Here is a 15361-nt window from a genome sequence, read left to right on the forward strand (position 1 = left end):
ACGTGTCGTCCGGCGCCACGAAGAACTTCACGATGATGCTCACCCGGGCATCATGCCCGACTGCCTCCAACGATGATCGGCCGGACAAGTCCTAGTGGAGCGTGACGACGGTCGTGCGGCCGAGGTCGGGCTGGTCGCGCAGCGGCAGTTCGGTTCCGGGGCGCTCAAGTTCGAGGACGACGATCTCGTTCTCACCGTCGCGCCACAGGGGTCCGGGGGCGTAGAGGGTGCGCTGCGGGCCGCGCGGGGTGTCGTAGTGGCCCAGGAGGAAGCCGTTCAGCCAGACCAGGCCGGTCCCCCATCCGGACACGTCGAGGAAGGCGTCGGCCAGCCCGTTCCCCTCGTCGAGGGCGTGGGTGAAGCGGTGGAAGGCGGGCCGTCCGGCCGGCCGGTCTCCGGCTGGGTGACCGGTCTGGTCACCGGACCCGTCGAGCCAGTCGAGTCCCGCCAGGTCGGTGAGCGGCAGCGGCCGGATCTCCCACTCGAACAGCTGCTGGTGACCGTGGCGTACGCCGCGCCAGATGCCCTTGCGGTCGTCGAGGAGCGGGCCGTAGTTGACCCGCCCCTGGGCCCGTACGAGCAGGTCGAGGACCACCCCGTCCTCGCCGACCGGCAGGTCGAGCCCCTCGTCGGGCGTGTTCCGGTCGAGGGCGCCGAGGGGCACCCCGTCGGCGAAGACGTACGCCCGGTCGCCGAGGCCGTCGATCCTGACGGGCATGGCGGGCCGCGGCCCGGTGACGGCGGTGCGGTAGTGGATCAGGCCGTGGCTCTGTCCGAGCCGCTCCATGGACTCGGGGGCGGGGCGCAGGACCGGGGGCCCGGCGAGGACGTCGAGGCGGTCGAGCAGCTCCGCTGTGCCCGCGGGAACGGCGAGGGCGGGGGTGATCCGGGGCGGCGGCTCCGGCAGCGGGATGTCGGGGAGCGGCACGTACCTGCCGATGACCTCGCGGAACGCGTGGAACTTGCGGGTGAGTTCGCCGGCCTCGCCGATGGGCGCGTCGTAGTCGTAGCTGGTGACGGTCGGCTGGTAGCCGGGTTCGCCGGGGCGGGATCCGGTATGGTTGGCACCGGCCCAGAAACCGAAGTTGGTACCGCCGTGGGCCATGTAGAGATTGACGGAGGCGCCGGTGGCGAGGAGTTCGTCGAGTGCCGCGGCCGCGTCCTCCACGGCGCGGACGTGGTGGTCCTCGCCCCAGTGGTCGAACCAGCCGATCCAGAACTCCATGGCGGCGAGCGGCCCGGTCCGCTGGTAGCGGCGCAGCGCGTCGAGGCGTTCGGCGGGCCGGGCCCCGAAGGTGGCGGTGGCGAGCCGGCCCGGCAGCATCCCGCCCTGGAGCATGGCGTCCTCGGGGCCGTCGGCGGTGAACAGCAGGCAGTCCACCCCGCGTTCGACGAGGGCCCGCTCCACGTGGGCGCGGTAGCGGGTGTCGTTGCCGTACGAGCCGTACTCGTTCTCGATCTGCACGGCGACGACGGGGCCGCCGCGGCTCGCGAGCAGCGGCAGCAGCTCGGGTACGACGAGGTCGAACCAGCCGTCCACCTCGGCCTCGAAGCGCGGGTCGGAGCAGCGCAGGTGGAGGCCGTCGACGGCGAGGAGGCGGGCGGGCAGGCCGCCGAAGTCCCACTCGGCGCAGATGTACGGGCCGCGGCGGACGACGGCGTCGAGGCCGAGGTCCTGGGCGAGGCGCAGGAACCGGCCGAGGTCGCGCCAGCCCGTGAAGTCGGCCTTGCCGGGGGCGGTCTCGTGGAAGTTCCAGGGGACGTACGTGTCCACGGTGTTCGCGCCCAGGGCGCGCAGCCGCGTGAGCCGGTCCTCCCACAGGTCCGGGTGGACCCGGAAGTAGTGCAGGGCGCCCGAGACGATGCGGTGGGGGCGGCCCGCGCGCCGGAATCCGTCCTGGTCGTACGTGAGCATGCGCTGACTCCCGAGAGAGGTCGAGATGCCGTGAAGTACGGAACGCCGCCGAATATATGAACGCACCGTCCGGACCGTCAATGACCAGTTGATCGGATTCGATCGAATCGATCGAATCGAGTCCTTATGATGGCGCCGACACCATGACGTCGCTGACACCGGCCACGCCGGCGGACCGCAGGGGGACACCTTGAGAAGACACGTGAACCAGCGTCAGGCACAGGTGCTCGAGCTCGTGCGGGCACGCGGCAGCGTGCGCGTGGCGGAACTGGCCCGGGAGCTCGGCATTTCCCCCGTCACCCTGCGCCGGGACATCGAGGCGATGGCGGCGCGGGGCGAGATCCGGCGGATGCACGGGGCGATCAGCCGAGTGGATCCGGGCCGGGCGCCTTCGGCCGTTTCTGCCGCTGCGACCGCCGCCGCCGCCGTCGCGGGCGCGGGCGGGGGCGGAGGGGCGGCGGAGGGGCTGGTGGTCGGAATGGTCGTCCCGACCACCGAGTACTACTACGCCGAGGTCGTGCGCGGGGCCCGCGAGGCGGTCGAGGCGCGCGGGGCCCGGCTGACCGTGGGACTGACCCGGTACCTGCACGGAGAGGACCGGACGCAGGCGGACCGGCTGTTGTCCACGGGGGCGCACGGGCTGCTGCTGACACCGAACTGGGAGACCGGCTCGCCGGGGCCCGGTGAGGGCGCGTGGACCGCCGAACTCCCGGTGCCGACCGTACTGGTGGAGCGCTGGGCACCGCCGGGGCATCCCGCGGCCGCACTGGACCGGGTGTCCTCCGATCACGCGCACGGCGCGGCCCGGGCGGTGCAGCACCTGGTGGAGCAGGGGCACCGGCGGATCGCCCTCGCCGGCCGGGCGACCCCGACCACGGCACGGCTGCGGGCCGGTTACGAGGCCGCCGTGTCCGCGCTCGGCCTGGAACCGGCCCCGCCGTGGCCGCCGGCAGGCCCCGGCCCGCTGTCGGACGCGGACATGTTCGCCCGGACGCTGGACTACCTCTGCGAGGCGGTGACGGCGGGCGGGGTCACCGCCGCCCTGGTCCACAGCGACACCGACGCGATCATGCTGATCCCGCGGCTCCAGACGCGTGGAGTACGGGTACCGGAGGACCTGGCGGTGATCACGTACGACGACGAGGTGGCCGGGATGGCCGACGTGCCCCTCTCGGCGGTGGCACCGGCCAAGCACGAGGTGGGCGCGCGAGCGGCGGCCCTGCTCCTGGACCGCCTGTCGACCGCCGCGGCCCAGGACGATGCTCCCCGCCAACACCTGGACCTCCTCCCCCGCTTGACGATCCGCTCGTGACGGGCGCCGCGGTCGTCCAGTACGCGCGCGAGATCCCGGCAGCGGTGAGCGGCGGCGTCGCGGGCGGCCAAGGCGCCGAGCGCCATCCCCTCGTGGCGGGCGTAGAGCGCGTCAGCGTCCGGGTGGGCCCTGAGGAGGGTTTCGGCGACCTCCCCCGGCCGGGAGGCCAGGAGCGTGAACCCTCCGGCGGCCGCGACGCTCTCCTCGAACCCCTTTTTTGCGGCCCACGGCGGTCAGGCAATCCCCGGCACTCCCACGCCGGCCCTCAAGGACAACCTCTCCGAATCCGCCGCATTCCACCGCCAAGGCGCAGCACGGCCACGCCGCGGCACGCCTCGCGCTGGTCGGCGGGGTGGCCGCTTCAGCCGGCCAGGTCCGCGGCGAGGTCGTCGCGCCAGCGTACGGACAGGCGCCGGCTCAGGACCGTCTCGGCAGCGGCCGGCAAGGGCAGCAGCAGGAACGCGCGCAGCGCCCCGGCCGCCGAGTCCCGTACGGCCCACGCGGCGTGGTCGGAGGCGGTGACCGGCGCCGGGTCCGTTGCGTGGCGGGCCTCGTCCAGTAGTCCCCGTGCCGCCCGGGCCTCCGCCGAAAGGGCCCTCATGCGCAGGTCGAGGGGCCCGTCGGCTGCGAGGTCCACCGGCTCGTCCCGGCGTATCCGCTCCAGCGCCCCTGCGATCTCCGGGTAGGTGTCGATGCCGGTCTCGGACGCCAGCCGGGCGAGCTGCGCCGCCACCACCGCGCGCAACCGCTGCGGCGTCGTCTTGTCGACGAGGCCGGCGAGGTCGAAGTCACGTACCGAGGAGACCGGATGCCGGGACGGCGGCAGGTCGTCGAGGACCGGCAGGAGGAGCGCGCTCGCCGACGGCACGTCGCCGTCGCCTTCCGGGTCCCATGTGATGCCGTGTTCCTGCGCCAGACCGGCCAGCAGCCGGGTGTACGCGGCCGTCGACCCGGGCCAGGGATCGACGCCGATGCGCTCCCACGGCTGGCCGTCGGGTCCCCTGACCGGCCGCCCGTCGGCGTCGGTCACGTAGTCCTCGCGCGGTGAGTCGACCCGGCGCGCCGCCTCGGGCCGCTCCACACCGTCGTCGAAAACGGTCACGTGCACCTCGGGCCCCTGCTTCGAAAGCCTCACGGCCCGAGTCCCCCGGGACAGCCGGCGCAGCACTTCCGGACGGCCGAACTGGGCGTCTCCGCCCTCTTGGGTGGCGTACGACCACCGGTCACCACCGCACCGTCCGGCCCGGGCCATCGGACGGTACGCCGCCCAGGGTGCGGCGGCCGACAGCCTCGACTGCTCCCGGCTGCGCGGCCGGACGGTCGCGGGCACGGAGCCCAGCCTGTCCAGCAGTTCCTCGGGCGGGACGCCGGCCACGAACACGACGTCCGGTTGAACTGGCTGCGCCTGCGCGGCCGGCGCCCCGAACGAGATGACGGCGTACGCCCCGTCGGGCCGCGGGGCGGGCAGGATCGGCTCGGTGGCGGGCGCGGGCGCGGTCAGGACCGGCTCGGTGGCCTCGGCGGCAAGGCCGAGCGGGGAGAGCGGATCCGGGACGACCGTCCCGCCGTCGTCCCAGATCAGCCGCCCCTCGAAGGCGAGCGGTATCCGCCCGTTGAAGGGTGTGCCGTTCTCGAGGGCCGTCGCGAAATCGGCGAGGACGTGGCGCAGCGCCGGCCACTCGGTGAAGGACGGGCTGTCCTCGTCGAAGTACCGGCCTACGCGCCCGTGGTGCGGGCCGGGGCGGGAGACGAGGAAGAGTCCGTCGGAGGACTGCCAGCCGATGCCCAGGCTGATCAGCAGCCGTTCGTGGGGCCAGTACGCGTACTGGTCGCGTTCCTCCTCGTCGAGATCGGCCTCGTCCTCGACGACGTCCTCGCCGATGCCCCGCAGGAACTCGGTGCTCCGGACTATGTCCTCGACCCCGGACAGTGGTCCGTAGTAGCCGAGCGTCGGTGTCCCGTCCTGGAGCTGTACGCCGTCGTGGCGCAGCAGCGACTCCCTCAGATCGGTCGGGAAGGTCACTTCGAGACGCAGCTCGGCGGCCGCGATGTCCTCCGGGCGGGCCGGGGGTCGGAGCAGCCCGTGGCTGACGGCGGCGTGTTGCGCGAGCCAGGTCTCGATGCGGGCCCAGGACTGTTCGACGGTGCACGTGGTCATGTCGTCACTCTAGGCGCGGGCACTGACAGCCCCGCCGGCTGCAAGCGGGTCAGCGGGCGAGGGAGACGGCGAAGGGCGTGAAGCCGTGCCGGCGCAGGATGTGAGGCACGGTCAGGATCATGGCCTCGGTGGCGCGGGCCGTGGTGATGTCGCCGAGGTCCTCGATCCATTCGGGCTGCCAGCCCAGGTCGCCGAGGAGGCCGGTGACGGTCTTCTTCGCGTCCTGGTCCTCGCCCGAGAGGAAGGCGGTCGGTGGGGTGGCCAGGATTTCGGGGGCGGTCATGACCATGAACAGCATGGTGTTGAGCGTCTTGACCACACGGGTGTCGGGGAGCGCGGCCTGGAGCTGCTCGGCCAGGCTGCTGCCCGGATGGCAGAGGTCGCCCGGCAGGCCGTCGGCGGCGTCGCGGGTGGCGTTGGAGACGTCGATGAGGATCTTGCCTGCGAGTTCGGCGCGCAGGGCGGCGAGTCGGTCCAGGGAGCTGTCGCCGGGCGTCGCGTTGATCACGATGTCCGTGGTGCGGGCGGTGGTGCGCTGGTCGGCGAAGGCGATCCGCGGCGCGAGTCCGCCGGTGCGGACGGCGGTGTCTTCGGGGTTCCGGCTGCCGAGGGTGACGTGGTGTCCGGCTGCGGAGAGTTTGCCGGCGAGGTTGGTTCCGACGCGGCCGGCGCCCAGGATGCCGATGTTGCTCATGTGGTGATGCTCCTTGCGGTATCGGGTGGGAAGAGCGGAGACGTCCGGTCAGGTGTGGATGCCGGAGGCGGCGGCCAGGAAGTCGCGGCTGCCGGTGTTCCAGGGCTCGCCCGCCAGGTCGGTGACGGTGCCTCCGGCCTCGGAGACCAGCAGGGCGCCGGCGACCAGGCCGGAGCGGACGTCGGAGAACTGCCAGAACCCGTCCATGCGTCCGGCGGCGACGTGGATGAGCTGCATGGTGGCGGGCACGGACATGCGTACGACCAGGCCGTTGACGAGCATGGCGGTGACGGAGTCACCGATCCGCCGGAAGGTGCGCTCGTCCTCGCCGGGCTTGGCCTGGCCGGTGCCGATGAGCGCGGCGCCCAGGTCGGTCTTGGCGGACACCTTCAGGGGGCGGTCGTTGAGGCGGGCGCCGCCGCCTGCGACGGCGGTGTAGGTGTCGCCGGTCAGCGGCAGGTGGACGACGGTGAGGACCGGCTGGTTGTCGCTGACCAGGGTGGCGGTGACGGCCCAGTCGTCCATGCCGTGGACGTGGTTGATGTTGCCCTCGGCGGGGTCGACGACCCACCACTCCCCGGACGGGAGCGCGCCGCCGGCCAGCTCGTCCTCGGCCCACTGCGACCCCGGCCGGGCCCGCAGCAGCGGTTCCCGCAGCACGTCCAGCACCGCGTCGTCGTTGGCGTGGATCTCACCGACGACCTCGTCCAGGCTGACGCCCCGGGCGTGCGGGGTGTAGCGGTCGCGCAGCGTGAGGCCGGCGGTCTTCACCGCGTCGGTCACGTCGGAGAGGAGCGTCGTACCGGCGCCGAAGGGCATGGCTGTGCTCATGGTGGGGCTCCCTGGGGGTTCGTGGGATCTGTCGATCCGTAGGAGCGGGGCGGTTGTCTCGCCCCCGCACTTCGAAGGTAGGCCGCCCGATCATTAACAACAAGTGCATGCTTGTCACTTGTAGAGTTACTGCCATGCAACTGGATCTGAACCTGCTCACAGCCCTGGACGCACTGCTGGAAGAGGGCAGCGTCGCCGGCGCCGCAGCACGCCTCCACGTCACCTCACCGGCGATGAGCCGCTCCCTGGGCCGCATCCGCAAGGCCACCGGTGACCAGATCCTGGTCCGCACCGGCCGCAGCATGGTCCCCACCACCCGTGCGCTGGCCATGCGCGCCCAGGTCCACGCCCTCGTGCAGCAGGCCCACCAACTCCTCTCCACGCAGCAGGAACTCGACCTCGCGGACCTCGACCGCGTGTTCACCGTGCGCTGGCACGACGCACTGACCGCAGCCGGCGGCACCGCCCTCGTCACCGCCGTCCACCGCCAGGCCCCCGGCGTCCGGCTGCGTCTGTCCGCCGAACCCGGCACGGACGACGCCGAGTTGCGCCGGGGTGAGGTCGACCTCGAATCGAGCTCCAGCGCCCCGACGCTCCCCGACATCCGCCACCGCCTCGTCGGCAGGGACCGGCTGGTCGTCGCCGTCCGACCGGGCCACCCGCTCACCGAGGGCCCGTTGAGCGTCGAGCGCTACGCAGCCGCCGAGCACCTCACCGTTTCGCGGCGCGGAAGCCTGCGCGACCCGATCGACGACGCCCTGACCACCCGCGGCCTCGAACGCCGCGTGGTCGCCGCCGGGCCCACCGCCGCCTTCGCCCTGCGACTCGCCCTCGACACCGACCTGGTCGTCACCCTCCCCGACGCTGTCACCCGCACGGCTCGGGAACAACTCGGCCTGGTCACGCTGCCGCCGCCCCTCCCCCTGCCCGACGTCCCCCTGTACCTGCTGTGGCACCAGCGCTACGACGACGACCGCGCCCACACCTGGCTGCGCGACCTGGCCACCGAAACCGTCCGGGCCCTGTTCACACCCCCGGCCGCCCCTCAACAGCCCCTCCCCCACCGGACCGAGCGGTGACGAATGCGCCCGGGGAATCGCCTGCGGCGGGTCACCGCCGGGCGCCGACGGAACGTCACAGACGAACGAGCGCCCCAAGCCACCCGGCCCGACGATCCCCAGCCCCGCGCGGGCACCTCCTCGAACACCCGCCCAGATGGCCAACTCCCCTGCCACACCACCCGCATGGGCCTCAGAACGCGCCACCGGCGGGCGCCGCCGCGGGTCTATCGTGAGCGGCATGTCCGCCCCTGACCACATCCGCGTCGTCTCCCGTGACAGCCCCATGGCCCTCGCCCAGGTGGAGCGCGTCCGCCGGCGTCTCGCCGCGCTCCACCCCGACACCACCACCGAGTTGATCCCGGTCAAGACCACCGGAGACCGGTGGATGGGCGACCTCTCCGCCGTCGAGGGCAAGGGAGCCTTCACCAAGGAGGTCGACGCCGCCCTGCTCGACGGCACCGCGGACCTCGCGGTGCACTGCGTGAAGGACATCCCGGCGGACCGGGCCCTTCCGGCCGGAACCGCGTTCGCCGCGTTCCTCGAACGCGACGACATCCGCGACGCCCTCGTGCACCCCGGCGGCCTCACCCTGGACGAGCTGCCCCCGGGCACACGCGTCGGGACCTCCGCAGTCCGCCGGATCGCCCAGCTGGCCGCCTCGCACCCTCATCTCGTATGCGTCCCCATCCGGGGCAACGCCAACAGCAGGCTCGACAAACTCGCCGCCGGGGAGGCGGACGCCCTGCTGCTCGCCGTCGCCGGGCTGGACCGCATCGGCCGCCGTGACGCGATCACCGAGGTCTTGCCCGTCGAGACGATGTGTCCGCCCATCGGCGCGGGCGTCCTGGCCCTCCAGTGCCGCGACGACGACACCGCCCTCATCGAGGCCGTCAGCGCCCTCGGTGACCCCGCAACCCACCGGGAAGCCACCGCGGAACGCATGCTCCTGCACGTCCTCCAAGGCCACTGCAACTCCCCGATCGGGGGATACGCGCACACCGAACGGGACGGCGAACTCAGCCTGTACGCCACCGTCTTCAGCCCCGACGGCAAACGGGTCCTGCGCGCCCACGAACGGGCGGGACCGCTCGACCCCGCCGCCCTCGGCACCTCCGTGGCCGTCGCACTCCTCCGGCAAGGAGCCCGCGAACTCATCGACAGCATCCCCCACTGACCACGGGCACCACCCACCCGACCGCCCGACCCGCAGCCGGTGGCGGGCGCCGTCTCAGGCGAGGACGTTCACGGCCCTGGCGACGACGAGTCCGAGGATCATGAGGGACAGGATGGACTGGACGGTCATGACGCTCTTGGCCCAGGGGGCGAGTGGCATGACGTCGGTGGGGCTCAGCGCGGTGGAGTTCGTGAACCCGAGGTAGAGGTAGTCGATGTAGCGGGGCCGCCAGTGGGGGGTGCTCACTTCGGGGCTGAGCTGTTGTGGAAAGGCGAGCGCCGGCGAGGAGGGCATGTGGTGGGCCCGGGCGGCCGGGCCGCCGCTGTCGAGTTCGAAGTACAGGAGGGAGAAGGCGAGAACGGTGGAGGCCCAGACGCTGGCGCCCGCCAGCAGCAGGGCATCGGCGGAGTCGGTCTCCGATCCGCCGTGGATGAGGTCGTCGATCAGCTGGATGGTCGACCAGATGGCGCTGCCCGCGAGCACGACGACCAGGGCGATCGCCACGGAGCGCAGGACGGTGGAGCGGCGGCTGATCCGGCCGGGGTCTCCTGAGATCAGCGCGACCAGCAGGAGGGCTTCGGCGAGGGGAAGCGCCCAGCGGGGTCCCAGACGCAGGTCGTCGGGCAGGAGCAGCGTGAGGACCGCGGAGGCGACGACCGCTGCGGCCATCGGCCAGCGGCTCTCGGTGTGACCGGCAGATCTCGGCCCCGGCTCCCGCGGGCTCGTACGGTCCGTGTCGGACGTGTTCTGTCCGGTCACGGCCGACTGCTCCCCCGGCTCGGTGGCAGCTCGGATCGCATGCGCCGTCGAGGTCAGACGGCGTCGGCGGAGCGGATACGGCCGGTCGTCCCTGATGTCGGGCTCATGTGCCGCTCCTCGCGGGTGAAGGCGTACGGGGCGACTGCCCCGAGGGACTCGGCGACCACGCCTGGCACCCTCGCTGACCGGGGTGGCGCGGCGCTGGACCTCGGATCCACCGTAGACCGGGGTGATCAAGGCCCGTGGCCGACACGCTCCGCATTCACACGCCCGCCGAAGCGGCAGGCCGACGGGGCCCGGTGACGAGGCGCATGACGAGTCGGCGGCTTCGCCTGAGGCAGCAGGTCACAGACTCGCCGCGCGCGGCCCCTCTGTGGTGCGGCGCCGTCAGCCGTCCTGCGCGGTCAGGAGCAGGACCAGCGCCTTGGAAGAGGTGGTGCCGAGCGCGGTGGCCAGTGCTTCGGCGGACATCCCGTCGTCATGCAGCGAGCCGGCGGCCGCCCGGCCCACCATGGCGGCGATCCGTTCCAGCACTCCGGCGGCGCGCAGCGCGACCAGGGGTGTGTCCGCGGCCGTGGCGGTCAACTGCTCGGCCACCTCGACCAGGAGCGCGGCCAACGGCTCGGGCAGCGGCACGGCGGCATCGCGGACGACGGACAGGTGCGCGGTCCAGTCCGCGAGCGGCCCGGTGAGGTCGACGTCCGCCTCGCACAGGGGTTGGTCGCCGATCGTGTCCCAGTCCAGGGGGTATTGGGCCGGGCTGCGCCATCCGCACGCGCACACCGCCCGGACGGCTTCGGCGCGGGGGCGGCGGTGCCTGCCGTCGTAGGCCGACCAGTGCGTGGTCGAGGGCACGTCCGAACCGCTCCCGACGTCGAAGTACACCGGGCCCGGCTCATCACCCCCGATGAGGACGCCCGCCGCGCCCGCGTGCGCGTCCCCGAAGTCCACCGTCCACCAGTCCCAGTCCACCAGCGCACCGCCCTTTCGTCCGTCCCCGCCGGCAGACCGGCCGGATCCCGTCTGCGACTCTGCCCCGTCCACGGACCCGCGCGCACCCCTGCGGCTGCGAACAACCGGTGCCGTTGGGTACGTGGTCCCACGGCGGACCGCGGTGCCGGACCCGGTCGGGAGCGACGAGGGGAGCCCGCAGGGGAGGTGTTGCCTACGGCTCGGGCCGGCGACGACGCCACCCCGCGGCCGCCCCCACGCCCGGGCAGGCGCTCACGTCACCAGGTGCAGCGACGTGTCCGCAATGCCCAGCCGTACGCTCTGGCCCCAGGTCAGCTCCAGGGCGTCGCTCTCCATTCCGTCGCCGAAGACCACGATCCGGTCCGACTCCACGGTCAGCCGCAGCCCCTGCCCCCGCTCCAGCTCACCGGCGACCTTCGTCGTTCCTGTCGCGGGGGACGGCCAGGCCTCGCGTACGAACCACAGGAGCCGCCGGTCGCAGGGTGCGGGCAGCCCCGCGGCGCTGCCGCGCTCCAGCCACAGGGAACGCAGCCAGCCGGTGGCGCCCGTGCCGGTGCCCACCAGCACCCCGGAGGACGCCTGGGCCTCACCCGGGCCGTCCTCGCCGTCGGTGCCCAGGCGGTAGCGGGCCGTCTGGTGACCGGGCGAGCCCAGGTAGATCTCGTTCAGCGCGAGAAGACGCTGGGTGTCGTCGGCGACGGCCTCGACCATGGTCAGCTCCTCTGCCCGGCCCCCGGCCGCGGTCGCCGCCCGCAGCAAGGCGCCCGCGTCGGCGCCGCGGTGACGGACCAGGACCCCCGGGTTGCGCCCCGGGTCGGTGTCGATGCCCACCACCGGCTGTCCGCGTAGGTACTTCGCGGTGTTGGCGACCAGGCCGTCCTGGCCGACCACGACCACCACGTCCTCCGGGGCGAACAGGAAGCGGTCCAGGTCGGCCCGCTCCACCCGCGTACTGCGCCAGGTGAGCGGCACCGCTGCCGCCACCTCCCGCAGTGCCTGCCGCGTGCGCTCGTGGCGGCCGACCACCTCGTCGATCGACCGGCCCCGGCTGGAGAGGAAGAAGGCGGCCTGCCCGTGCGTCCCGTGCCGGGCGAGCAGTTCCTCGTACTCGGTCCTGCGGTGCACGAGCACCGCCCGCGGGGCCAGGCTCACGCGCCCGCGCCGCCTTCCGGACGTCCGGTCCCGGTACCGCCTTCCGGGCGTCCGATCCTGGTGAGGAGCCCGGTGAGGACGTCAGGGGAGAGCGTGATGCTCTCGATCCGCGGCAGGTTCTCCGCGAGCCGGGTCGCCGCCAGGGCGTGCAGCGTGCCCGGGCCGGTTTCGTCGTGCACGCGCAGCCAGGCGGCCTGAGCCTCGGCGCGTGCCGCGCCCGTCTCGCGCGCCGCCTCGGCGTCCGCGCGGGCCAGGCGGACCTTGCGGGCCGCCTCCGTCTCGGTCCGGATGCCGTCCGCCGCCGCCTTCTCCTCGGCCTCGCGGCGCGCGTTGGTGCCGCGCTGGTCGATGAGCTGCTCCTCGCGCCGCGCCAGTTCGATCTGGCTGGCGAGCTCGTTCTCGGCGATGGCGCGCTCACGCTCGACGGCGACGGCCCGCCGCTCGTAGGTGGCCCGGTCCGCCTCCTGCTGGATCTGCTCGCGGGCGGGGGTGCGCAGGGCGCGCTCCACCTCGGCCTCGGGGCGGATCGCCACGACCCGCACGGTCACGACGTCGATGCCGGTGGCCGGGAGCCTGGGCTCTGCGGCGAGACCGGCGGCGACGCTCCCCCGCACGGACGCGACGCCGTCCACCAGTGCGACGGCGAGCGGAGTCCGGGCCAGTACGTCCAGCGTGTGCTGCTGCGCGGTCTCGGTGAGGAGCGTGGCGATCTGCTCCAAGGGGGCGCCGCGCCAGCTCCCGGTGTCCGGGTCGACGGAGAAGTCGAGACGGTTCGCGGCTTCGGCCGGGTCACTGATCCGGTAGGTGACGGTGGCCTGCACGGCGACGTCCTGGAAGTCGGACGTACGGGCGTGGAACGCCATGGCCAGCTCCCGGTCGTCGACCGGCACTTCGGAGAGCGCCGCGGACAGGGACCGATACCAGAAACTGAGCCCCCGCCCGTCGTGAACGAGTCGGCCGCGCTTGTGATGGCGGATGTGGGCGGTGTGCGCGGAGCGCAGGTGCCGCCAGCCGAAGCGGCGGGTGATGTCGGCCATGTCGAACCCCCTCGATTTCGTCAATGCGACGATAACGAGCCCGCGCTCATATCGTCAAGAGGACGATAAGAAGGTCCGGGCGGCATGAGAAACGGCGGCGGCCCGAAGAGGCCTTCGGCGGCGTTAGCGCGAGGACGGGCCCGCGCACGGCCTCTGGGGGCGCGGCCCCGGACGGCCGGGCGAGCCCGCACGGACCGACGTAGGGCGGATCCGCAGTGGCAGCCGGATCGCGTTGCCGCTGATCGCGTGTGGAACGACTCTCAGCATGAGCAGGAACCCGTGGCTTGGCGACATTCGCGATGGACATATGTCGGGCGGGGCCGGGGTGTGTGAGGAGCGCTTGGTGTGCGACGACAGGGTGGCGGACGCGGTCTCGGTGATCGCGGCCGCCCACCGGGCGGCCGCCAGTCGCCGGCGGCGTGGACGTGGAGATCGATGTGACGTGGCACGACGTGGTGGCCGCCGTCGACTGCGGCGAGAACCTGGAGAGGATCGGCTGCCCCTTGTGCCAAGCGGGCACCTCTGGTTCAGCGAGGACGAACTGGCAGTCCTGGGGGACAGACCGGGCCACCCGGTGCAACAGATCCGAGCACACATCTGAACCTCGGCCCCTCAGCCCTGGCCGGTGAATCCCCGTCGGCGGCAGGCCTGTACGCCCGGGGCCGTGGCAGTGGGGGCGCCGCGGGGCCGTCTGGGCGATTCCGGGCCGGGCGAGGAACGGGCGCGCGGCGGGGCAGGGTTCTTGGGGAAGGGACCCTTCAGAAGGATTCGACTGTCGAAGGAGTGTGCCGTGGCCCTGTCCCGTACCGAACGTGAGCAGTTCCTCGCCGAGCCCCGCGTCGCCGCGTTCGCGGTGAACGCGGGAGCGGAGGGTGACCGTGCGCCGCTCGCGGTCCCCATCTGGTACCAGTACGCACCCGGCGGCGACATCTGGATCATGACCGGGCGAGAGTCGCGCAAGGCCGATCTGATCCGGGCCGCCGGCCGCTTCACGTTGATGGTGGACCGCCTGGAGCCCACGCCCCGGTACGTGTCGGTCGAGGGACCGGTCATCTCCACCGTTCCCGCCACGCGCGAGCAGCTGGTGGAGATCTCCACCCGCTACCTGCCGGCGGAGAAGGTCGAGGGCTACGTCGACTTCGCCTGGAAGGAACACGGGGAGCAGCTGGTGATCCACATGCGTCCGCAGCGATGGGTGAGTTCGGACCTCGGCACCATCTGAGATCCCCCGCACGCGTCCACTCACCACGCGAAACAGCACTAAGGGGCCCCGACCGGCCCGGGGGGGAGGGCCTGGTCGGGGCCTGCGCCCCGCCCGGCGGGGGGGGTGCCGGGCGGAGCGGTCTAGATGTGGGGGCGGGAAGGGCGGTCGCCTCGCGGCGGAGGGCGCTGAGGGGCTTCAGCCGAACGATCTTCCCCACACGCATAGGTCGGGCCCGGGGACACAGTCCCTTCCCACACCCCACAGATCAATGAACGGTCAACCAAACCGAAATGTTCCCGGCACAGAGTCCGTCAATGAACCTGAAGCAATCGCAGTGGCCCCGACCCCTTACGCGTGACGAGCGCCCGGGCTCGGACACTAGCCCTCCCCGACCGCTCGTCGGGTGCGCTGCCTCCCCGCCACGCCGTCACGCCACCCCCTTGGCGGGCACGCAGACCGCGATCCCACTGGCGACGCGGTGGCGTCAGCGCGCTTGTCAGCCGTACGCGGGCGGGAACCCGGGGATCATGCGCATGGTGGCTGGCGGACGGTCTCGTGCCACTGGCCGTCGGTCCCCGGCATGGACTGTCACCGCCCGGGCGGCGTGCCGGGGCGATGGGCGTCGCCCTCAGAGTGCCCACCACCCACCGGATAGCCATCTCGCCAGGGGGGCTGCGCCCTCCCACGCATCGCGCGGCACCGGGTGTGGCGCGTCGACGGGAGCGAGACGGCTTTGGCGGGACCTCGCCGGCACGGCGCGTGGGAGCCGATCAGTCGGCCGGCTCCTGGGGCTTGGCGTTGCCCGGGCCGGCGGCGGGCCGCTCACCCTCCTGGGCCGTGCCCTTCTCGTCGCCACGGGAACGGGACCGTCCGCCCGCAGCGTCCGGGATGTCGGGCGCGCTCGGGCCGAGGGGCGGAAGGTCCGGGGTGACAGCGTCGGGCTTCTCCGGCACACGGTCCGGAAGCTCCGGCTCCGGCGGGGCACTGTGCATGGCAAGTCCATACCTTTCTTCGTGGGTTGATTCGGGTCATTCGTAAGATCGGGACACCCAGGGGAGTCGGGTGTGGCTGGCATGGGGTAGCCGCTGTTGT

At 72.9% G+C, this 15361-nt stretch carries 12 protein-coding genes and 1 pseudogene; 4 read left to right on the top strand and 9 right to left on the bottom strand.

Features of this window, described 5'->3' with window-relative positions; all coding sequences use genetic code 11:
* Nucleotides 1-91: 91 nt before the first annotated feature.
* Entirely contained in the window at nucleotides 92-1915 is a 1824-nt protein-coding gene (locus tag ACFYP3_RS35165) for a beta-galactosidase (RefSeq protein ID WP_388841892.1), read from the bottom strand.
* A gap of 190 nt (nucleotides 1916-2105) precedes the next feature.
* Here ACFYP3_RS35165 and ACFYP3_RS35170 point away from each other — a divergent pair, with 190 nt between their 5' ends.
* A complete protein-coding gene (locus ACFYP3_RS35170; protein ID WP_388841894.1) occupies nucleotides 2106-3227 on the top strand; it encodes a substrate-binding domain-containing protein in 1122 nt (373 codons plus the stop codon).
* Between the two features lie 361 nt (nucleotides 3228-3588).
* Here ACFYP3_RS35170 and ACFYP3_RS35175 read toward each other — a convergent pair whose 3' ends face one another.
* The 3 genes and pseudogenes from ACFYP3_RS35175 to ACFYP3_RS35185 all read right to left on the bottom strand — a co-directional run bounded on the left by ACFYP3_RS35175 (nucleotide 3589) and on the right by ACFYP3_RS35185 (nucleotide 6910).
* Nucleotides 3589-5385 carry an SMI1/KNR4 family protein gene (locus ACFYP3_RS35175; RefSeq protein WP_388841896.1) on the bottom strand — a complete coding sequence of 599 codons (1797 nt, stop codon included), beginning with the start codon at nucleotides 5383-5385 and terminating at the stop codon, nucleotides 3589-3591.
* A 49-nt stretch (nucleotides 5386-5434) separates the two neighbouring features.
* A pseudogene (locus ACFYP3_RS35180) lies at nucleotides 5435-6088 on the bottom strand (NADPH-dependent F420 reductase); the annotation flags it as partial.
* Nucleotides 6089-6127: 39 nt separating this feature from the next.
* Complete coding sequence (locus ACFYP3_RS35185; protein WP_388841899.1) at nucleotides 6128-6910, bottom strand: inositol monophosphatase family protein; 783 nt, start codon at nucleotides 6908-6910, stop codon at nucleotides 6128-6130.
* A gap of 134 nt (nucleotides 6911-7044) precedes the next feature.
* On the opposite strand from ACFYP3_RS35185, the gene ACFYP3_RS35190 reads away from it, so the two are divergent.
* Complete coding sequence (locus tag ACFYP3_RS35190) at nucleotides 7045-7989, top strand: LysR family transcriptional regulator (RefSeq protein ID WP_388841901.1); 945 nt, start codon at nucleotides 7045-7047, stop codon at nucleotides 7987-7989.
* 220 nt (nucleotides 7990-8209) lie between these two features.
* Nucleotides 8210-9145 carry a hydroxymethylbilane synthase gene (gene hemC / locus ACFYP3_RS35195; protein ID WP_388841903.1) on the top strand — a complete coding sequence of 312 codons (936 nt, stop codon included), beginning with the start codon at nucleotides 8210-8212 and terminating at the stop codon, nucleotides 9143-9145.
* Nucleotides 9146-9199: 54 nt separating this feature from the next.
* Here hemC and ACFYP3_RS35200 read toward each other — a convergent pair whose 3' ends face one another.
* The 4 genes from ACFYP3_RS35200 to ACFYP3_RS35215 all read right to left on the bottom strand — a co-directional run bounded on the left by ACFYP3_RS35200 (nucleotide 9200) and on the right by ACFYP3_RS35215 (nucleotide 13065).
* Complete coding sequence (locus tag ACFYP3_RS35200; protein ID WP_388841905.1) at nucleotides 9200-9904, bottom strand: hypothetical protein; 705 nt, start codon at nucleotides 9902-9904, stop codon at nucleotides 9200-9202.
* A gap of 387 nt (nucleotides 9905-10291) precedes the next feature.
* Nucleotides 10292-10948, bottom strand: a complete 657-nt coding sequence (locus ACFYP3_RS35205; protein ID WP_388841907.1) for a hypothetical protein — start codon at nucleotides 10946-10948, stop codon at nucleotides 10292-10294.
* A 180-nt stretch (nucleotides 10949-11128) separates the two neighbouring features.
* Nucleotides 11129-12028, bottom strand: coding sequence for a hypothetical protein (locus ACFYP3_RS35210; protein ID WP_388841909.1), 900 nt, complete (start codon nucleotides 12026-12028; stop codon nucleotides 11129-11131).
* Complete coding sequence (locus ACFYP3_RS35215) at nucleotides 12025-13065, bottom strand: SPFH domain-containing protein (RefSeq protein WP_388841911.1); 1041 nt, start codon at nucleotides 13063-13065, stop codon at nucleotides 12025-12027. Before ACFYP3_RS35215 ends, ACFYP3_RS35210 begins: the two co-directional genes overlap by 4 nt.
* Nucleotides 13066-13855: 790 nt before the next feature.
* Between ACFYP3_RS35215 and ACFYP3_RS35220 the strand changes: the two genes are divergently transcribed.
* Nucleotides 13856-14287, top strand: coding sequence for a pyridoxamine 5'-phosphate oxidase family protein (locus tag ACFYP3_RS35220; RefSeq protein WP_388841913.1), 432 nt, complete (start codon nucleotides 13856-13858; stop codon nucleotides 14285-14287).
* Nucleotides 14288-15039: 752 nt separating this feature from the next.
* Here ACFYP3_RS35220 and ACFYP3_RS35225 read toward each other — a convergent pair.
* The gene (locus ACFYP3_RS35225; protein WP_388841915.1) at nucleotides 15040-15261 is read right to left on the bottom strand and encodes a hypothetical protein; all 222 of its coding nucleotides are present in this window, start codon (nucleotides 15259-15261) and stop codon (nucleotides 15040-15042) included.
* Between the last annotated feature and the right edge of the window lie 100 nt (nucleotides 15262-15361).

Origin of the sequence: Streptomyces sp. NPDC005533 (assembly GCF_042871845.1) — a bacterium.
Classification (GTDB): Bacteria; Actinomycetota; Actinomycetes; order Streptomycetales; family Streptomycetaceae; genus Streptomyces.